The sequence below is a fragment of the Flavobacterium luteum genome, assembly GCF_008806775.1.
Taxonomy (GTDB): Bacteria; Bacteroidota; Bacteroidia; order Flavobacteriales; family Flavobacteriaceae; genus Flavobacterium; species Flavobacterium luteum.
In genome coordinates, this window is record NZ_WAEM01000001.1 from 766,509 (window position 1) to 784,192 (window position 17,684).

Here is a 17,684-nt window from a genome sequence, read left to right on the forward strand (position 1 = left end):
TACTTTTCATATTCTTTTAGGGTGTATTTTGATGGCCGTATCTTCTTTACTATTCGTCATTAAAGTTAAAAATGAGTTTTTTCCTAAAAAAAGAAAAAAAACTTCTCATGTCTTTTTAGATGAACAAAAAGAAGCCAAATCTTAAATTAAGCGCAATTATATAAAAAATTTATTGCTTATAAAGCCGTTTTTAATAAAAAACTTTACAATTCATACTTTTCGTTTTTACTTTTTCTTAAACTTAAAAATTTAAATTAATTCATTTTAAAGTAACGATTTATAAATGTAAATTTGTATTTCAAAATTAATCGATGAAAATTAAAATAATAATTGCCTATATCATTTTATGTTTTTCTACCATTTCTTGTTCTCATGCTCAAGAAACAGAATTTTCAAAAAAAGCATTAGAAGAAAAAATTATCGCTACCGATGGGAATTTTATTGCCTTTCAAAATGTTTTAAATCAGTATAAAGGTAAAACTTTAGTAATTGAGTTTTGGGCTTCTTGGTGCGGAGACTGTGTAAAAGCAATGCCTAAAATAAAAGAACTACAAAAAAACAATTCCGAAGTTTCTTATGTTTTCATATCATTAGATAAAACGATCAATAAATGGAAAGATGGTATTGAAAAACACCAAATTAAAGGCGACCATTATTTAGCGAATAATGGAATGAATGGCTCTTTTGGAAAAGCAATAGATTTAGATTGGATACCAAGATATATAATCATCGACAAAACGGGGAAAATTATAATATATCGTGCCATAGAAACTGATTTCGAAAAAATAAACACAACCTTAAAATCAATAAAATAATGAGACAAAAAATTGTTGCAGGAAACTGGAAAATGAATAAAAATACTGAGGAAACAGAAGATTTATTAAACGAATTAATTGATAAATTGCCAAATGATAAAGATGTAGAAATCATTGTTGCGCCAACATTTGTAAACTTATCATCGGCTGTAAATCATTTAGAGTTTACAAACATTCAGGTGGCTGCGCAAAATATGCATCAAGCAGAAAGTGGAGCATTTACTGGAGAAATTTCAGCAGACATGCTAAAAAGTATCGGTGTAAATACTGTAATACTAGGCCATTCAGAACGTCGTGCAATTTTTCATGAAACTGACGCTATAATTTCATTTAAAGTAGACGCTGCGTTAAAACACGATTTAAGAGTAATTTTTTGTTTTGGAGAAGAACTAAAAGACCGTCAAAACAAGCAACATTTTAATATAGTTGAAAACCAATTAAGAGACGGATTATTTCAAATTGATAAATCAGCTTGGGAAAATATTGTTCTTGCTTACGAACCCGTTTGGGCAATAGGAACTGGTGAAACGGCTTCGCCAGAACAAGCACAAGAAATGCACGAATTTATTAGAGAAACCGTTCGTAAAGCTTTTGGAAGCGATATTGCAGAAGACGTTTCAATTCTTTATGGAGGAAGCGTAAAACCAGAAAATGCTAAAGAAATTTTTGGAAAACCAGATGTTGACGGAGGATTAATTGGAGGTGCTGCACTAAAAGCAGATGATTTTGCTGCAATTGTAAATGCTATTTAAAACAGCTAAATTAATTGACTTAGAGAGATTTGAATTTGAATATTCAAATCTCTTTTTTATTTTTTAAAAATTCAACAAAAGAGATTCTTACCTTTGCAAAAAAAAAATGTCAAACATCTATTTAGGGTATCATTTTACAGTTGAACCAAAAGACACAAGCCTAAGCGAACTGACGAGGCACATGGGTTCTGAAATTCTTGTTGCTGAATTAGGCGAATTGCCTTTCGAAAGTTTCGTAGAAAGTGATTTTGGAGTTACAGCCTACATTCAGAAACAATTTTGGAATGAAACTATTTTAGAAGAGGTTCAGATTTTAAATTCTCCTGAATTTATAATTTCCTATACCATCGAAGAAATAGAACAAGTAAATTGGAACGAGGAATGGGAAAAGAATTTTGAAGCTATTGATGTTGACGGAAAATGTCTTGTTCGAGCTCCGTTTCATTCTAAAACCAATGCTGAGTTTGATATTATAATTGAACCTAAAATGAGTTTCGGAACAGGTCATCACGAAACTACCCACATGATGATTCAGCATTTATTAGAAACGAATGTTACTGGAATGAAAACATTAGATATGGGCTGTGGAACAGCAATTCTTGCTATTCTTGCAGAAATGAAAGGAGCAAAACCTATTGATGCTATAGATATTGACAATTGGTGTTATTTGAATTCTATTGAAAATGCCGAACGCAACAATTGCAAAAACATTACGGTTTATGAGGGAGATGCAGCGTTGCTAAAAGATAAAAAATACGATTTGATTATTGCCAACATCAATAGAAACATTTTGTTGAATGACATGCAAAGTTATGTAGATTGCCTTAATCCAAAAGGGACTATTTTATTTAGTGGCTTTTATGCAGAAGACATTCCTTTCATAAATGATTCTTGTATTGAAAAAGGATTAACGTATGTTAAAAAACTAGAAAGAAACAATTGGGTTTCTTTAAAATATGTAAATTAGCATTGTAATTTATAGAATAAAAGTCAAATAATTATAAAGGTCTGAAAATGGCAACAATAGAAAAAACTCAACAAGATACCTCAGTACTTGAAGCGGTTGACATTAACCATGAAATTGTACTTTTTAACGATGATGTTAATACTTTTGATCATGTTATTGAAACTTTAATATCGGTTTGCAATCATACCGCAATACAGGCAGAGCAATGTGCAATTTTAGTACATTACAAAGGAAAATGCACCGTAAAAACTGGTTCTTTTGAAGAACTAAAACCGCAATGTACACAATTATTAGAAGCAGGTTTGAGTGCCGAAATTATATAAAAAAACCTGATTAGTTCTTATACGAATCAGGTCTTTACATAATATGCTTTTATAATATTATCCTCTAGTAAACACTGTAATAAAACCATCAGCAGTATCCTTAGTTTTTAATTCCGAACTAGTTAAGTTTATAATTTCTGTTTCTAAAACTACAACTCCTTCATAAGAAATAGTAATTGTATTTCCATTTCTTATCCAAGTACCTGTGTCAATACTTTCACTGCATGTACCACTTTCATTATCATAAGAGTAAAAACTAATTTGACCACCTGATGAAATAATCATATAATCTTTGTTACATCCTGCAGTATGCTCATAATCTGTTAAGGTAGCTTCGGTTTCTCCTTCTTTAGAAGGAATCCATTTGCCTTCTATAGTAGCAGTAGAATTGTTGTCATCGTCCTTATTACAAGATACAGATGTCAATCCAATAGTAATAATTGAAATAAATAATAATATAATTTTTTTCATGTCTTAAAGTTTTAATAGTTACAAAGTTTTAAATTTAACTAATTTTAACTAATCTACTATAAAATTCATTTAAGCTTTTATTAACAAATTTAATGTATTAATTTATCCTTTAGCAATCCATACAAAAAAGTACCGATTAGTGCTCCAAAAAGCACCAACAGCATTGGCAAAAATCCTGCACCCAATAAAATAAAAATGGGCCCAGGACAAGATCCTACCAATGCCCATCCTAATCCGAAAATAATTCCGCCAACCCAAAATCGTAAGGAGCCATTCTCTTTATCAGGAACTACAATCGGTTCGCCTTTTATATTTTTTAATTGTATTCTTTTTATAATTTGCAATCCTATTACACCCGTTGCAATAGCAACCATGATTATTCCGTACATATGAAACGATTGAAATTGAAACATTTCATAAATGCGATACCAAGAAACGGCTTCTGATTTTGTAAGTACAATTCCGAAAACAAATCCAACAATTATGTATTTTAATAGTTTCATTTTTTAAAAAATTAAGGGTAAAATAAAATGCGACATTACTAGTCCACCAATAAAAAATCCAATTACAGCTTTCAAAGATTGAATTTGTAAATTACTCATTCCTGCAATAGCATGACCAGAAGTACATCCCGAAGCATACCGTGAACCAAAACCAATTAAAATTCCTCCAATGACAAGTATAACAATCATTTTAGGAGATTGAAAAACAGCATTGCCAAATAAGGCTTTGGGCAATAACTTTCCGTTAGGAGCTTCAATTCCCATTTTTGCTAATTGCTCTATAGTTTTTGGATTAATAGAAACATTAGTAGGCACACTCATAAAATGTACCGCCACAAATCCCCCTAACATAGCTCCAAGAACAACTGCAAGATTCCATCTATTAGACTTCCAATTAATCCTAAAATAGTCTGAAAACCTGTCGGCGCCTACCATAGTACAAAGTGTTTGTAAATTAGACGACATTCCGAATGTTTTTCCAAAAAAATTTAGCGTTAGCATGATTATTGCAATTAGAAAACCAGAAATATACCAAGACCAAGTTTGAAAAATAAAATCCATAGTTAATAAGTTTACACAAAAATAAGAATTCAAATGATTTTAGAAGCTAAATATTTAGAATTTGAAATAAACTAGTATTTTTGAAAAGAAATTTTAAAATGTATTAGATGAAAAAAATAGGCATAGAAATAAAATGGGGGCTCCTTTTTAGTATCGCTACTCTTGTATGGATGATTGTAGAAAATGCTGTTGGGCTTCATGACAAATACATTAGTAAGCAAGTAATTTACACTAATGTATTTGCTGTAATTGCAATTGCTGTATATTTTCTGGCATTAAAAGAGAAAAAACAATCCATTTTTAATGGAAATATGACTTGGAGACAAGGTTTTTTATCTGGTACAATTTTATCAATTGTTATTAGTATTTTGAGTCCAATGGTACAATATATTACTTTTACCCTAATCTCTCCACAGTTTTTCACAAATATTATCCAGTATGCTGTTGAAAATAAAGTGCAAACTCAAGAGCAAGCAGAAGCCTATTTTAGTTTAAAAAACTATATACTGCAAGGTGTTTTTGGAGGATTGTCTATGGGCGTGTTTACTTCAGCAATTGTAGCATTTTTTCTAAAAACTAAAAATAATAAAACATAAAAAATGAAAGTAAAACATTTTATTATACTACTTGCAGGTGCTTTAAGTTCTTGTGTAAGCACAAAATCGACTTTAAAAAATATTGACGACTCAGCACCTATTCCTAAACTAACAGCCAAAAATACTTTTGTAATAACAGCATATAGTAAAGACAAAAAATACGGATATGACAAAGATTATCCTATAAATGTATTTTATGGAAACACTAAAAATGAAGTTATCAATCAAGAACGATTTTTAAATGCTTTGGCTGGTCCTAATGGCGAAAAAATTAAATTCGAAAAAATAGAGAGTTGTTGCCCTTTTCCAACCAAAAAAAGCGAAATGGGTGTTGGGTTACTTGATGTTTACGAAATAACTTGGGAAGGACAAAAAAAACCACTAAGACTATATTTCAACATTTATGAAAAGGGAGCTTTATTGATTCCTGTGGGTTTGAGTCTAAATAAATAGCTTTCGTAACTAGAAATTCAGAATTCCTAATTACCTTTGATTTAACAAAAAAATCACTATGAACTTACAACATATCCCACAAATAAAACATCTTAATAGCGGTAATTTTTTTCTTTTATCGGGCCCTTGTGCTATCGAAGGTGAAGAAATGGCTATGCGAATTGCCGAAAAATTAGTTACAATTACAGATACACTAAAAATTCCGTACGTTTTTAAAGGGTCATTTAAAAAAGCAAATCGTTCCAGAATTGACAGTTTTTCAGGAATTGGTGATGAAAAAGCTTTAAAAATTCTTAGAAAAGTTTCTGAAACCTTTGGAGTGCCAACCGTAACAGATATTCATACTAATGAAGATGCCGTCATGGCAGCTGCTTATGTTGATGTATTGCAAATTCCAGCTTTTCTAGTTCGTCAAACCGATTTAGTTGTGGCTGCAGCCAATACTGGTAAGGTAGTTAACCTAAAAAAAGGGCAATTTATGAGTCCCGAAAGTATGAAGCATGCCGTACAAAAAGTATTGGATTGTAACAATCAAAACGTAATGGTTACCGATAGAGGAACCATGTTTGGCTATCAAGATATGATTGTTGATTTTAGAGGAATTCCAACCTTGCAACACTTTGCCACTACAGTGCTCGACGTTACACATTCTTTACAACAACCCAATCAAATGGCTGGAGTTACTGGCGGAAGACCTGATATGATTGAAACTGTAGCAAAAGCTGGAATAGCTGTTGGTGTCGATGGAATATTTATAGAAACCCATTTCGATCCTGCAAATGCTAAAAGTGATGGAGCAAATATGCTTCATTTAGATCTTTTTGAAGGATTAATGACAAAATTAGTAGCAATTAGACAAACTATAAATCAATTTTAAATTATTTTTCCCACTACATTTTATAAAGCGTCTTAACCATTATTTGTTGAGACGCTTTTTTATTAAATGACCCATCGTGCTATTCAGGAAAAACAAGTAAAAATAATAAAGGCTATTACAATAATCATTTAACAAATGAATTAAAACGAATTTTGCATTATTTACATAAAAAAACAATATAGTCAATAATAATAGGTCAATTTTTTAAAATTTGATAGATTTTTATCAATATGAACCGAAAAATAATGTTTTTTTTATAATATTTGTATAAATGATTTAAATAAAAAAACATGTCCATCAAAATAGCCATTTCACACAAAACAGCTTACAAATTTGACCGAAGTGTAAAGCTATTTCCTCATATTTTCAAGCTCCGACCTACATCTCATTCCCGAACATCGATTGAAGGGTATACTTTCAAAATTTATCCTGAAAACCACTTTATCAATTGGCAACAAGACCCTTTTGGTAATTACCAAGCAAGAGTTGTTTTTAATGAATTGACCACAGAGTTAAGAGTAGAAGTTGAAGTTATTGCCAAATTACAGGTGATAAATCCTTTCGATTTTTTTGTAGAAGAATATGCTGAAAAATTTCCATTTAAATATGATAAAAATCTTGAGAAAGAGTTGTCTCCCTATTTGGAAGTCAAAGAAACTGGAGAAGAAATGTCAAAGTTTATTTCGCATTTGGCATTACAAAAAGACCTCATCACGGTCGATTTTCTAGTGCATGCCAATCAGCAAATATTCAATTTATTAAATTATAATATTCGATTGGAAGTTGGAGTACAAAGTTGCGAAGAAACCATGACTATTAAAAGTGGCTCTTGTCGAGATTTTGCTTGGTTATTGGTACAAGTCCTTCGAAGCCTAGGATTGGCAGCACGTTTTGTTTCTGGCTATTTAGTACAACTTACCCCAGATATAAAATCGCTTGATGGTCCTTCTGGACCTGAAAAAGACTTTACCGATTTGCATGCATGGGTAGAAGTCTATTTGCCTGGAGCGGGCTGGATTGGACTTGATCCTACATCTGGCCTTTTTGCTGGCGAAGGGCATATACCTTTATGTTGTACCCCCGACTACGAAAGCGCAGCACCTGTAACTGGAGCTACAGAAATTTGTAATGTGGAGTTTGAATTTGATAATAGTGTATTCCGAATCCATGAAAATCCTAGAGTAACCAAACCCTACACCGAAGAACAATGGAGTAAGGTGATGAAAGTAGGTAATGATGTAGAAAAAGATTTGATTGAAGGTGATGTAAGACTTACTATGGGTGGCGAACCCACCTTTGTTTCTATTGATGATTTTGAATCACCCGAATGGAATTCCACCGCTGATGGACCTTTAAAAAGGAAATTAGCCTATGATTTAGCATTACGTTTAAAAAAACGTTTTGCTCATGGTGGTTTATTACACTTTGGGCAAGGAAAATGGTATCCAGGTGAATTATTTCCTCGTTGGCAATATGCACTTTACTGGAGAAAAGATGGATTACCTTTATGGAAAAATGATGATTTGGTAGCCAAAGAAGAACAAACTAAGTTTACTTTTCACGATGCAGAACGCTTTGCAATTGAGCTAACAAAATATTTAGGTATATCGGTTACTAACATCACGCCTACTTATGAAGACCCTATTTATTGGGCATTAGAAGAAGGAAAGCTTCCTGTAAATCTTGATCCTTTGTCTGTAAACCTAAAAGATTCTGTTCAGCGTCATACTTTAGCAAAACTATTAGAAAAAGGCTTGAATAATCCTGCTGGATTTGTCGTTCCTATCAAATGGCTGCACGAATCAAATACTTGGGTAGGTTGTGTTTGGGAATTTAGAAGACAACAATGCTATCTCATTCCAGGTAATTCTCCAATAGGTTTACGATTGCCATTAGAATCGTTGCCTAAAGTTTCAAAACTTAAAAGAGAACAACCCATTGAGCGAAGTTTGTTTGAAGAATTACCTCCTTTAGGAAATTACTATCAATCACTTGATGAACGTTACGGGACAACAGCTGAAACTTATAAAGCTCCAAAGCGAAAACTAGCGGAAGATGAAGTCGAAGAAAATGAATCTTTACTGTTCGAAACAGAGACATTTTCAACTGCATTATGTGTAGAAGAACGGGACGGTATCATTTATGTTTTTCTTCCTCCAACGGATTATTTAGAAACCTATTTGGACTTGATTGCTTCGGTAGAAACTACTGCCGAAAAATTACAAATGCCAGTTAGAATTGAAGGCTACCAACCAGAAACCGATTACCGCATTGAAAAAATGATGGTTACGCCAGATCCTGGTGTAATTGAGGTAAACGTGCATCCCGCAAAATCATGGCAAGAAATTGTTGATAATACAACAGCACTTTACGAAGAGGCTTTTTTATCTCGTTTAGGTACGGATAAATATATGGTCGATGGCCGTCACACAGGAACTGGCGGAGGCAATCACGTTACCCTTGGCGCTGCAAAACCCGAAGACAGCCCGCTTCTTAGAAGACCTGATTTGCTCCGAAGCTTAATTACCTATTGGCAACATCACCCAGTTTTGAGTTATCTATTTGCTGGTCCTTTTATTGGGCCTACAAGTCAAGCTCCGAGAATTGATGAAGGTCGTGATGAACGTCTTTATGAAATGGAAATTGCTTTTGAACAAATACCTGACGATGAGGAAGTTCCTTTTTGGATGGTTGACAGAATTTTTAGAAATTTATTGGTAGATATAACAGGAAATACACACCGAACCGAGTTTTGCATTGATAAATTGTACTCTCCAGATTCTTCTACCGGAAGACTTGGGATATTAGAACTTAGAGCTTTTGATATGCCTCCTCACAAACACATGAATTTAGTACAGACTTTATTGGTGAGATCTTTGGTCGCTAAATTTTGGAAAAATCCGTATAAGAAAAAACTGGTGCGATGGGGAACAGAACTTCACGATAAATTTTTATTACCACACTTCGCCTATTTGGATATGATTGATGTTGTTAATGATTTAAAAGAGGCCGGTTACGACTTTGATATTTCTTGGTTTGATCCCTTTTTTGAATTTAGATTTCCACATCATGGCGGAATTACGGTTGATAATATCCAACTAGAAATACGTTTGGGAATAGAACCATGGCATGTTTTAGGCGAAGAATTATCCAATTCAGGAACTGCTCGCTTTGTAGACTCTTCTTTAGAAAGGTTGCAAGTAAAGGTTTCAGGTATCATTCCTGATCGCCATATTTTACTTTGCAAAGGTTGTCGAATTCCACTGAGAAGTACCGGTACAAAAGGAGAATATGTTGCAGGGATTCGCTATAAAGCTTGGAATCCACCATCGGCTTTGCATCCTAATATTGGTGTTGATGTGCCATTGGTTTTTGATATTGTTGATACTTGGAACGATCGCGTCATTGGCGGTTGCACCTATTTTGTATCACATCCTGGCGGAAGAAGTTTTGAAACCTATCCCGTAAACAGCTACGAAGCAGAATCTAGAAAAATAAGTCGTTTCTGGGATTTTGGACATACACCATCAAGCACAGTTGAACAAACTGCGCCAATAATTAATTCGCCGACAGCCTCACGATTTGTCGCTGAAAATAAATCAGACCTTAAACCAGAAACTCCTATAGAATTGATAAATCCTGAGTATCCGAGTACTTTAGATTTGAGACATTATTGGGTAGCAAAAAAATAATAAAATGATTAGAGCATTCAAATAAGTATAATTTCTTGTCGTTTTACAATAAAACTAGTATTTTGCAGGAATTATAAAGAATGTAAATCATAGAAAAAACAGATATGATTCAAGATATTTCGTTGGGGCTTTTAAATTCTTACAAAGAAGCCATCAATTCATATGATGAAGTAATAGACCAAAACGGCAATGTAAAAATCTATTGGAAAAATCTTTTCGATACCCTAGAATCAATAGGTATGGAAAAATTAGAAGTACTGAATCACGAAATTATAAAAAAGTTAAAAGAGAATGGTGTAACCTATAATGTCTATAATTCTGCTAATGGAATGAATCGGCCTTGGAAATTAGATCCTATCCCGTTTCTTATTCATCAATCAGAATGGGAGACTATTGAAAAAGGAATAAAACAAAGAGCTCATTTATTAGATTTAATTCTGAAAGACCTTTATGGTCCTCAACTTTTAATTAAAAATGGAATAATTCCAGCAGAATTGGTTTTTGATAATTCTGGTTTTCTATTGCCTTGTTTTGATATCAAACAAAATCAACATCACCAGTTGCTCTTGTATGCTTGTGATTTAGCCAGAGGTCCTGATGGTAAAATGTGGTTATTAGACAATCGTATTCAATCGCCTTCTGGTTCAGGTTATGCTTTAGAAAATAGAATTGTAATGAGTAAGGTGTTTCCTGAGCTTAACAAAAATATTTTCAGGAGTAAACTTTCCCCTTATTTCAATCATTTACAAGAAACTGTTGACTCTTTAGGCTCTGTAAACAACGAAAATCCAAATGTTGTTTTCTTAACGCCAGGGCCAGGAAATGAAACCTATTTTGAGCACGTTTACTTGTCTTCTTATCTAGGATATACTCTTGTTCAAGGAAATGATTTATTGGTTAGAGATGGTTATGTTTGGCTAAAATCTATAGATCAATTAGAACGAGTTGATGTTATTATTAGAAGAGTTGATGATGAATGGTGTGATCCTTTAGAATTAATAAAAACTTCGCTACTTGGTGTACCTGGTTTGCTTCAAGTAATACGTTTGGGAAATGTTACCGTTTTAAATCCGCCAGGAACTAGTGTTTTAGAAAATTATGGGTTAATGGCATTCATGCAAAATGCGTGCAAATTTTTACTTAACGAACCTTTATTAATCAGTTCAGTAGCAACGTGGTGGTGTGGCCAAGACAAAGAATTAGAGTATGTTTTAAATAATTTACCCAAATTAATTATAAAGCGAACCAATCGCAAACAAGGTTTTAGATCTATTTATGGCAGATTATTAACTTTTGAAGAATTAATAGATTTAAAAAATTTAATATTAAAGAGTCCTAAAGATTATGTAGCACAGGAAGAAGTTAGTCTTTCTACAACTCCTTCACTTATTGATGGAAAAATAGTTCCTAGATTTGCTGCAATGAGAGCCTTTCTAGTTTCTGACGGAAAAGATGATTATAAGGTTATGCAGGGCGGATTAACAAGAAGTTCGGCAATAAAAGATAAGTTCGAGATTTCTAATCAATTCGGTGGGCTATCAAAAGATACTTGGATAATTACTGATGCTCCTAAAGATAATAAACGTTTGGTTGTTAGAAAAAACACTACAAATCAACATACAAATTCCTTAACTAGTCGCAACGCTGAAAATCTTTTTTGGTTGGGAAGGTTATGCGAACGTACTATGGCATTGCGATGTTTCTTAAAAATTATTCTCAATCGTCTTAATGAAAATGTAAATCGCAAAGGCAACAAACAGCCAGACTTTTTAGTTGTCTTGCTCAAATCGCTTACCCATCTAACGCAAACCTATCCAGGTTTTGTTGGAAAAATTACAGAAGACGAAGAAATCGATGATTCTATTTTTGAAAATCCAATTCCTGAATTAGTACTATTAATCAAAGATTTTAAAAAACCTGGTTCCCTTACTTATAATCTTCAATCCTTACTCAATACTATTAACCAAGTAAGTGAAAAATGGAATCATGACAATCGTAGAATAATCAATTTATTAGAAGACAGTCTCTTTTATTTAAAAAAATCACATTCAAGAAACATTAGCGAGTTTGATCACAGTTTAGATAAATTATATATTCGGCTTTTTTCTTTTTACGGAAATATATACGAAACACTCCCAAGAGATAATGGGTTCTATTTATTAGAAGCTGGAAAAAATATTGAAAGAATTTTATCTTTAATTTCTGTTTTACGCTCAACTTTTAACTACAAAAACAACGATGAAGTTGAAAGTGTTTTAATGGAAGCTGTTTTAGAAAATCATCATTTACTGGCGCAATACAGAAGCATTTACAAATCGCATTTGAGTTTAATAACGGTAATAAATATGATTTTCTTAGAGAAAAACTTGCCTTACACCTTTTCGTATTTATTAGACACATTATCGAATTGTTTGTCTAAATTACCAAAAACGATTGATCCTAACCGATTGAGTATAGCTGAAAAAACAGTTTTAGAAGCCAGTACAATAATTCAATTGATCGATGCAGAACGATTGGTAATAGCCGATGAAGAAACGAATTTTCGTGCTGAATTTGACAAAACGCTAGACCAAGTTTTCGAATTGATTTCTACTGCTACAAGTAATCTTACCAGTCAATATTTTAATCATTCTATGATGCAACATTCCTTTTTAGATACAATAGAAAAAATAAATTCTGATGAAATATAAGTTAAGACATCAAACGATATATACTTATGTAAATCCTGTACATAATTATCAGAGTGTACTTTGTTTGCAACCTCTAACATTACCCAATCAAATATGTCGTGATTTTAAAATAGACATCGAACCCACTCCATCAAAAATTTATTCTAGAGTTGATTATTTTGGCAACACTCAACATTATTTCTCTATTCATGAACCACATAAAATCCTGAAAGTTGTAGTGTACAGCGAAATAGAAAACTTCCCAAAAAAAATACAGCCTATAAATTACATTACTTGTCAAGATTCGAAAATATTATTTAGTTCAAAACATGCTTTAAAACTGGAACTTTTACAATATCAATTACCAAGTCAATTCATTGTTTGGGATGAAGAAATAATAAATTTTGCTCAGACTTGCTTCTCCCCTTCAGCATCATTATACGAAAGTGTTGAACAATTATCAAAAAAAATATTTACAGAATTTCAATTTAAGTCCGGATTTACAACTATTAACACTCCTTTAAAAACAGTACTTAAAGAGAAAAAAGGAGTTTGTCAAGATTTTTCTCACTTGGCTATAGCCTGTATTCGAAGTATGGGTTTTGCGGCAAAATACGTTAGTGGTTACATAGAAACTTTGCCCCCAAAAGACAAACCAAAATTGCAAGGATCTGATGCTTCACACGCTTGGATATCAGTTTACATTCCTGAAATGGGTTGGTGCGAATTTGATCCTACTAATAATATGATTCCACAACAAAGACATATAATAACTGCTTACGGTAGAGATTTTGCAGATGTCTCTCCTCTTAAAGGGATTATTTTTAGTTCAGGAGAACATAAAGTAAAAGTAGAGGTCGATGTAATTCCATTTTTTGATGAATAATTCCTTATATTTATGTCTTAATTGGCAAACAAATTCTCTTAAAAAGTGTACTTTTGCAATCCATTTTTGTTAAACAAGTATTGGCTTTATAAATTCTCCTAAAACTAGTATCCCATTCGCTCTAAACATCCTCTATTATCAGACGGAAAAGCCACCGTTGTAGATCAAAATATGGCTGACTTGTTATTTCAAGAAATCTTGACATTAGAATTGCCCTTTGGGTATCAACAAGCAAATTGTCATAACCTTTCTCATTTTATAGGTTTGTATTTTGAATCTAAAAAAATTTCAACTTCTAAAATTTGGGCGTTTACTCCCGGTGTCTATTCAAATTCAAGTACAAAACTAATTTCGTTTACTGATAAAAAAAAATTATCTCCAAATGGCAAAATTGATTGGGGATATCATGTCGCTTCGGTATTGCATGTTGAAATTGGCAATAAAATTCAAAAAATGGTACTCGACCTAGGTTTGTTTCCTAACCGAATGGTACATTACAGAGAATGGCTTGCCAAACTAAAAACACGTAAACTTATTTATCTAATAATGGATTCCGAATGGTACTTGTTTAACTCTACCCTAGTATCCAATTCTCAAAATCAATTTTATCAAGAAAATAATGAATGTTATGTTAAACCGAATGTAGTATTACCTGAATGGTTTTCTGACAAACTGATAACTGATTTTTTTAAATACGAAGAAGACAGTAAAGACAATCATTGGTTAGAAAAAGGAATTGCTATTAATGCAACAGCAATTCAATTTTATCATACCGAAATAGAACCAATTTTAAATTCAAAAAGTGAGTTACTAAATGATTATCGAGATTTAGCAGGTAATGTTTTCAATTTTGAAACCGTATTTCGTGACAATATGTGGAATTATGAAATGACAGAAGAGTTTCAAAAGAAACATTTTGTTGTAATTGAAAAATATAGAACGTTCTATGAAATTGAATTGGAAAAATGGAAATGGAAACTTCAAGATTTACAAAGTAAATAAATAACTGTATTTAAATTCAACTATAATAATCTTTATTTATTAAAAAATGAAGAAATAATTATGCCTATTTTTGATTCGTTTTTCACTAAATAATAAAAATGAAATATACTTTTCTGCATCATTAATAATAATTTAATTAAATTTGTTTACAAATATGTTTAAAAATCAACTTATAAATTAAAAAGAATAGCATTTTGTTTATTTATTATGGCAAAAAAAATAAATAGTTTAGAAGATTTAGGCGGATTTGTCTTCTCAACTAATAAAGATTTTGAATTTGATACTCATTCTGATATGCAACAAACAGTTGCAAATAAGAAGCAATTTCTAGAAGCTCATTTAGACAAAAAAAATAGAGGTGGAAAAATTGCCACTATTATAAAAGGTTTTCAAGGAACTGAAGAAGATTTAAAAACGCTAGGAAAAACACTTAAAACCAAATGTGGAGTTGGCGGTGCTGTAAAAGATAATGAAATCATAATACAAGGTAATTTTAGAGATAAAATCACAGAATTATTAAAGAGCGAAGGGTATAACGTAAAACGAGTTGGTAGTTGAAAAATTTATTTTTTACAACTAATTACATTAAAATAAAATTTAAAAAACATGATAAAATCATCAGAATTGATTCTTAATCCAGACGGAAGTGTCTATCATTTGAATCTAAAACCAGAACATATTGCAAAAGACATCATCTTCGTTGGCGATCAAAATAGAGTAGAAAAAATCACTCGTTTTTTTGACAGTATTGAGTTTTCTATCCAAAAAAGAGAATTTAAAACTGAAACTGGAATGTTTAAAGGAAAAAGAATAACGGTAATGTCAACTGGAATTGGCCCTGACAATATTGACATTGTAATGAACGAAGTGGATGCTTTGGTTAATATCGATTTAAAAACCAAAATGCCAAAAGATGTCTTAACATCATTAAACATCATTCGAATAGGAACTTCGGGTTCACTTCAGGCCGATATTCCTGTGGATAGTTTTGTAATGGCAAAATACGGATTGGGTTTAGATAACATGCTTCGCTCCTATTTAATAGATGAAATTTCTATTGTAGATATGGAAAATGCTTTTATAGCACACACCAATTGGGATTTAAAAAAAGGACGTCCTTATATCATTGCTTGTTCTGAAACGCTAGCAAAAAGAATGGATAGCGATAAAATACATAAAGGAATTACAGGAACTGCAGGAGGATTTTACGGTCCGCAAGGGCGAGTTTTGCGTTTGAATATTCAAGATGAAAAATTAAATGCTAAGATGGATAATTTTAGTTTTAATGATGAAAGAATTACAAATCTTGAAATGGAAACTAGTGCTATTTTTGGATTAGGAAAACTTCTAGGGCACCATTGTTTATCATTAAATGCCATTATCGCCAATCGTGCTTCGGGAACTTTTAGTGAAGACCCATACAAGGCAGTTGATGAATTAATAGCGTATGCATTAGATAAAATAGCAGAATAAATTATCTGTTTTGATTTTCTTATTATAGTTTAGATGAATTTAACACTAGAAACAAGTAGACTCATAATGAGGCCTTTAGAATTATCTGATGCGGAGGCTATGTTTGTTATGGATAAAAATCCCGAAGTACATAAATACCTTTGGCAAAAACCAACACAAACTATTGAAGAAAGCTTCAAAACTATAGAATATGTTAAAAGTCAATATGCGACCAACAACATTGGTCGCTTTGCAACTGTTCTAAAAGACACTAATGAGTTTATTGGTTGGACTGGAATAAAGTTTGTAACTGAGCAACCTGAAAATGGCAACATCAATTTTTATGATTACGGGTACCGATTGAATCAAAAATTTTGGGGAAAGGGATATGGTACTGAAGCTTCTAAAGCTTGGCTCGACTATGGATTTAAAGAAATGAAAATAGAAATGATGAATGCATATACCCATTCTAAAAACCAAGCATCTAATAATATCCTTAAAAAAATAGGCATGAATTGTTTAGAAACCTATTTAGACAAAGAAAATGTGCCTTGGTGCTGGTGGCATATGGAAAACCCTAATTAGTTTTTATAATTTTTCAATTAAAAAATAATAACAGTAAAAACTGTTAAACAAAATTCAAAATCAATTCTTTATTCTTAAAATTATTTATAAAAAAGTTACTTTTGCTACAATAGTTAAAGCACTTTCGCTTTTGCTATTTAGCTAGTTATGCTTAGAACTGTAAATTATTTGATTACAAAAGCAAAGCAAAGTTTTCAGGTAAAAAAACCTTGGGACGATGTTATTATTTTTGTCTTAAACCTATTAATTGCTATCCCTATATTCATTATTGTTCATCAAAATACAAAAAATCCTAATTGGTATTTTAATATTGATAGGGTTTTATTATTCGTATTTATTTTACTCATTATCCAATTAATTTTAAGAGTTTTAAGAACAATTATCATTATTTGTATCGTGCTTTATATTATTGCTCTTGCGTTTGGTAGTTTCTATGGAAGGTATGGGTTTTCCAGTATAACCGAAGATTATCGGTATATGATTTATTCGATGTCTGATAGCCCAAATCCACAGGATTTAATTCTTTCTAAATTATTGCCTTTTCCTAATAAATCAAAAATTATTAATGCTATTGAATATGACAATCGAAGAGTAAGAGACTTTGCTTTGAAGGCAACAACCAAGCATTTTAAAAAAGTTAACGGTTATTATAAATACAGAACAATTATTCAATGTTTTGCTGTTTTTAAAGAAATAAATAGCCGATGGAATTATGTAAGTGACCCAAAAGGAAGAGATTATATTGCCACAGCTTCTGAATCGTTACTGTACTTATCAGGTGATTGCGATGATCATTCAGTACTTATGGCGGCTTGCATAAAATCTATTGGCGGCACTGCTCGATTAATTCATACGGGTGGACATATGTATCCTGAAATATTAATTGGTAATTCTATCGATTTAGAACCTATAAATTATTTAATAAAAAAAGTGCTCTTTGTTCCTGAAAGCAAAAGAAAATTAATTCATTACCATATTGATGAACGTGGACAAGTTTGGCTTAATTTAGATTATACCGCAATGTATCCGGGAGGACCATTTATGTCCGAAGAAATTTTAGGCGCCTTAACTTTAGATTAA

The 17,684-nt window shown here is 31.9% G+C and carries 18 protein-coding genes; 15 read left to right on the plus strand and 3 right to left on the minus strand.

The annotated features are described in order from the left end of the window. The first annotated feature begins 311 nt into the window (after window positions 1-311). The 4 genes from F6464_RS03475 to F6464_RS03490 all read left to right on the plus strand — a co-directional run bounded on the left by F6464_RS03475 (window position 312) and on the right by F6464_RS03490 (window position 2,857). Entirely contained in the window at window positions 312-815 is a 504-nt protein-coding gene (locus F6464_RS03475) for a TlpA family protein disulfide reductase (protein WP_151106347.1), read from the plus strand. Next, a complete protein-coding gene (gene tpiA, locus F6464_RS03480; protein WP_151106348.1) occupies window positions 815-1,567 on the plus strand; it encodes a triose-phosphate isomerase in 753 nt (250 codons plus the stop codon). The genes F6464_RS03475 and tpiA overlap by 1 nt, the downstream gene beginning before the upstream one ends. Before the next feature lie 106 nt (window positions 1,568-1,673). Beyond that, entirely contained in the window at window positions 1,674-2,534 is an 861-nt protein-coding gene (gene prmA / locus F6464_RS03485; protein WP_151106350.1) for a 50S ribosomal protein L11 methyltransferase, read from the plus strand. Between the two features lie 47 nt (window positions 2,535-2,581). Next, window positions 2,582-2,857: an ATP-dependent Clp protease adaptor ClpS gene (locus F6464_RS03490; RefSeq protein WP_151106352.1), complete on the plus strand. Its 276-nt coding sequence runs from the start codon at window positions 2,582-2,584 to the stop codon at window positions 2,855-2,857. 57 nt (window positions 2,858-2,914) lie between these two features. Here F6464_RS03490 and F6464_RS03495 read toward each other — a convergent pair whose 3' ends face one another. The 3 genes from F6464_RS03495 to F6464_RS03505 all read right to left on the minus strand — a co-directional run bounded on the left by F6464_RS03495 (window position 2,915) and on the right by F6464_RS03505 (window position 4,392). After that, complete coding sequence (locus F6464_RS03495) at window positions 2,915-3,328, minus strand: lipocalin-like domain-containing protein (RefSeq protein ID WP_151106354.1); 414 nt, start codon at window positions 3,326-3,328, stop codon at window positions 2,915-2,917. Between the two features lie 89 nt (window positions 3,329-3,417). After that, complete coding sequence (locus F6464_RS03500) at window positions 3,418-3,831, minus strand: DUF6691 family protein (protein WP_151106356.1); 414 nt, start codon at window positions 3,829-3,831, stop codon at window positions 3,418-3,420. Between the two features lie 3 nt (window positions 3,832-3,834). Continuing rightward, complete coding sequence (locus F6464_RS03505) at window positions 3,835-4,392, minus strand: YeeE/YedE family protein (protein WP_151106358.1); 558 nt, start codon at window positions 4,390-4,392, stop codon at window positions 3,835-3,837. Between the two features lie 107 nt (window positions 4,393-4,499). On the opposite strand from F6464_RS03505, the gene F6464_RS03510 reads away from it, so the two are divergent. The 11 genes from F6464_RS03510 (at window position 4,500) to F6464_RS03560 (ending at window position 17,684) form a co-directional block, all read left to right on the plus strand. Next, window positions 4,500-4,988 (plus strand): DUF4199 domain-containing protein, encoded by a 489-nt coding sequence (locus F6464_RS03510; RefSeq protein ID WP_151106360.1) that lies wholly within the window; start codon window positions 4,500-4,502, stop codon window positions 4,986-4,988. A gap of 3 nt (window positions 4,989-4,991) precedes the next feature. Further along, window positions 4,992-5,441, plus strand: coding sequence for a 2-dehydro-3-deoxyphosphooctonate aldolase (locus tag F6464_RS03515; protein ID WP_151106362.1), 450 nt, complete (start codon window positions 4,992-4,994; stop codon window positions 5,439-5,441). 58 nt (window positions 5,442-5,499) lie between these two features. Then, window positions 5,500-6,318, plus strand: coding sequence for a 3-deoxy-8-phosphooctulonate synthase (gene kdsA / locus F6464_RS03520; protein ID WP_151106364.1), 819 nt, complete (start codon window positions 5,500-5,502; stop codon window positions 6,316-6,318). Window positions 6,319-6,608: 290 nt separating this feature from the next. Beyond that, on the plus strand, window positions 6,609-10,010 hold the full coding sequence (locus F6464_RS03525) for a transglutaminase family protein (protein ID WP_151106365.1): 3,402 nt from the start codon (window positions 6,609-6,611) through the stop codon (window positions 10,008-10,010). Between the two features lie 104 nt (window positions 10,011-10,114). Further along, on the plus strand, window positions 10,115-12,700 hold the full coding sequence (locus tag F6464_RS03530) for a circularly permuted type 2 ATP-grasp protein (RefSeq protein ID WP_151106367.1): 2,586 nt from the start codon (window positions 10,115-10,117) through the stop codon (window positions 12,698-12,700). Continuing rightward, a complete protein-coding gene (locus F6464_RS03535) occupies window positions 12,690-13,565 on the plus strand; it encodes a transglutaminase family protein (protein ID WP_151106369.1) in 876 nt (291 codons plus the stop codon). The genes F6464_RS03530 and F6464_RS03535 overlap by 11 nt, the downstream gene beginning before the upstream one ends. Before the next feature lie 171 nt (window positions 13,566-13,736). Next, window positions 13,737-14,567: a protein-glutamine glutaminase family protein gene (locus tag F6464_RS03540; RefSeq protein WP_151106371.1), complete on the plus strand. Its 831-nt coding sequence runs from the start codon at window positions 13,737-13,739 to the stop codon at window positions 14,565-14,567. Between the two features lie 207 nt (window positions 14,568-14,774). Continuing rightward, entirely contained in the window at window positions 14,775-15,125 is a 351-nt protein-coding gene (locus F6464_RS03545; RefSeq protein ID WP_151106373.1) for a translation initiation factor, read from the plus strand. A gap of 48 nt (window positions 15,126-15,173) precedes the next feature. Then, complete coding sequence (locus F6464_RS03550; protein ID WP_151106375.1) at window positions 15,174-16,040, plus strand: nucleoside phosphorylase; 867 nt, start codon at window positions 15,174-15,176, stop codon at window positions 16,038-16,040. A 66-nt stretch (window positions 16,041-16,106) separates the two neighbouring features. Next, window positions 16,107-16,604, plus strand: a complete 498-nt coding sequence (locus tag F6464_RS03555; protein ID WP_225318022.1) for a GNAT family N-acetyltransferase — start codon at window positions 16,107-16,109, stop codon at window positions 16,602-16,604. Window positions 16,605-16,751: 147 nt separating this feature from the next. Next, complete coding sequence (locus tag F6464_RS03560) at window positions 16,752-17,684, plus strand: transglutaminase (protein WP_151106379.1); 933 nt, start codon at window positions 16,752-16,754, stop codon at window positions 17,682-17,684.

What these genes read in the sequence shown, in the direction of transcription:
- F6464_RS03475 (WP_151106347.1), top strand. Translation starts at nt 312, where the DNA reads ATGAAAATTAAAATAATAATTGCCTATATCATTTTATGTTTTTCTACC.
- tpiA (WP_151106348.1), top strand. Translation starts at nt 815, where the DNA reads ATGAGACAAAAAATTGTTGCAGGAAACTGGAAAATGAATAAAAATACT.
- prmA (WP_151106350.1), top strand. Translation starts at nt 1,674, where the DNA reads ATGTCAAACATCTATTTAGGGTATCATTTTACAGTTGAACCAAAAGAC.
- F6464_RS03490 (WP_151106352.1), top strand. Translation starts at nt 2,582, where the DNA reads ATGGCAACAATAGAAAAAACTCAACAAGATACCTCAGTACTTGAAGCG.
- F6464_RS03495 (WP_151106354.1), bottom strand. Translation starts at nt 3,328, where the DNA reads ATGAAAAAAATTATATTATTATTTATTTCAATTATTACTATTGGATTG.
- F6464_RS03500 (WP_151106356.1), bottom strand. Translation starts at nt 3,831, where the DNA reads ATGAAACTATTAAAATACATAATTGTTGGATTTGTTTTCGGAATTGTA.
- F6464_RS03505 (WP_151106358.1), bottom strand. Translation starts at nt 4,392, where the DNA reads ATGGATTTTATTTTTCAAACTTGGTCTTGGTATATTTCTGGTTTTCTA.
- F6464_RS03510 (WP_151106360.1), top strand. Translation starts at nt 4,500, where the DNA reads ATGAAAAAAATAGGCATAGAAATAAAATGGGGGCTCCTTTTTAGTATC.
- F6464_RS03515 (WP_151106362.1), top strand. Translation starts at nt 4,992, where the DNA reads ATGAAAGTAAAACATTTTATTATACTACTTGCAGGTGCTTTAAGTTCT.
- kdsA (WP_151106364.1), top strand. Translation starts at nt 5,500, where the DNA reads ATGAACTTACAACATATCCCACAAATAAAACATCTTAATAGCGGTAAT.
- F6464_RS03525 (WP_151106365.1), top strand. Translation starts at nt 6,609, where the DNA reads ATGTCCATCAAAATAGCCATTTCACACAAAACAGCTTACAAATTTGAC.
- F6464_RS03530 (WP_151106367.1), top strand. Translation starts at nt 10,115, where the DNA reads ATGATTCAAGATATTTCGTTGGGGCTTTTAAATTCTTACAAAGAAGCC.
- F6464_RS03535 (WP_151106369.1), top strand. Translation starts at nt 12,690, where the DNA reads ATGAAATATAAGTTAAGACATCAAACGATATATACTTATGTAAATCCT.
- F6464_RS03540 (WP_151106371.1), top strand. Translation starts at nt 13,737, where the DNA reads ATGGCTGACTTGTTATTTCAAGAAATCTTGACATTAGAATTGCCCTTT.
- F6464_RS03545 (WP_151106373.1), top strand. Translation starts at nt 14,775, where the DNA reads ATGGCAAAAAAAATAAATAGTTTAGAAGATTTAGGCGGATTTGTCTTC.
- F6464_RS03550 (WP_151106375.1), top strand. Translation starts at nt 15,174, where the DNA reads ATGATAAAATCATCAGAATTGATTCTTAATCCAGACGGAAGTGTCTAT.
- F6464_RS03555 (WP_225318022.1), top strand. Translation starts at nt 16,107, where the DNA reads ATGAGGCCTTTAGAATTATCTGATGCGGAGGCTATGTTTGTTATGGAT.
- F6464_RS03560 (WP_151106379.1), top strand. Translation starts at nt 16,752, where the DNA reads ATGCTTAGAACTGTAAATTATTTGATTACAAAAGCAAAGCAAAGTTTT.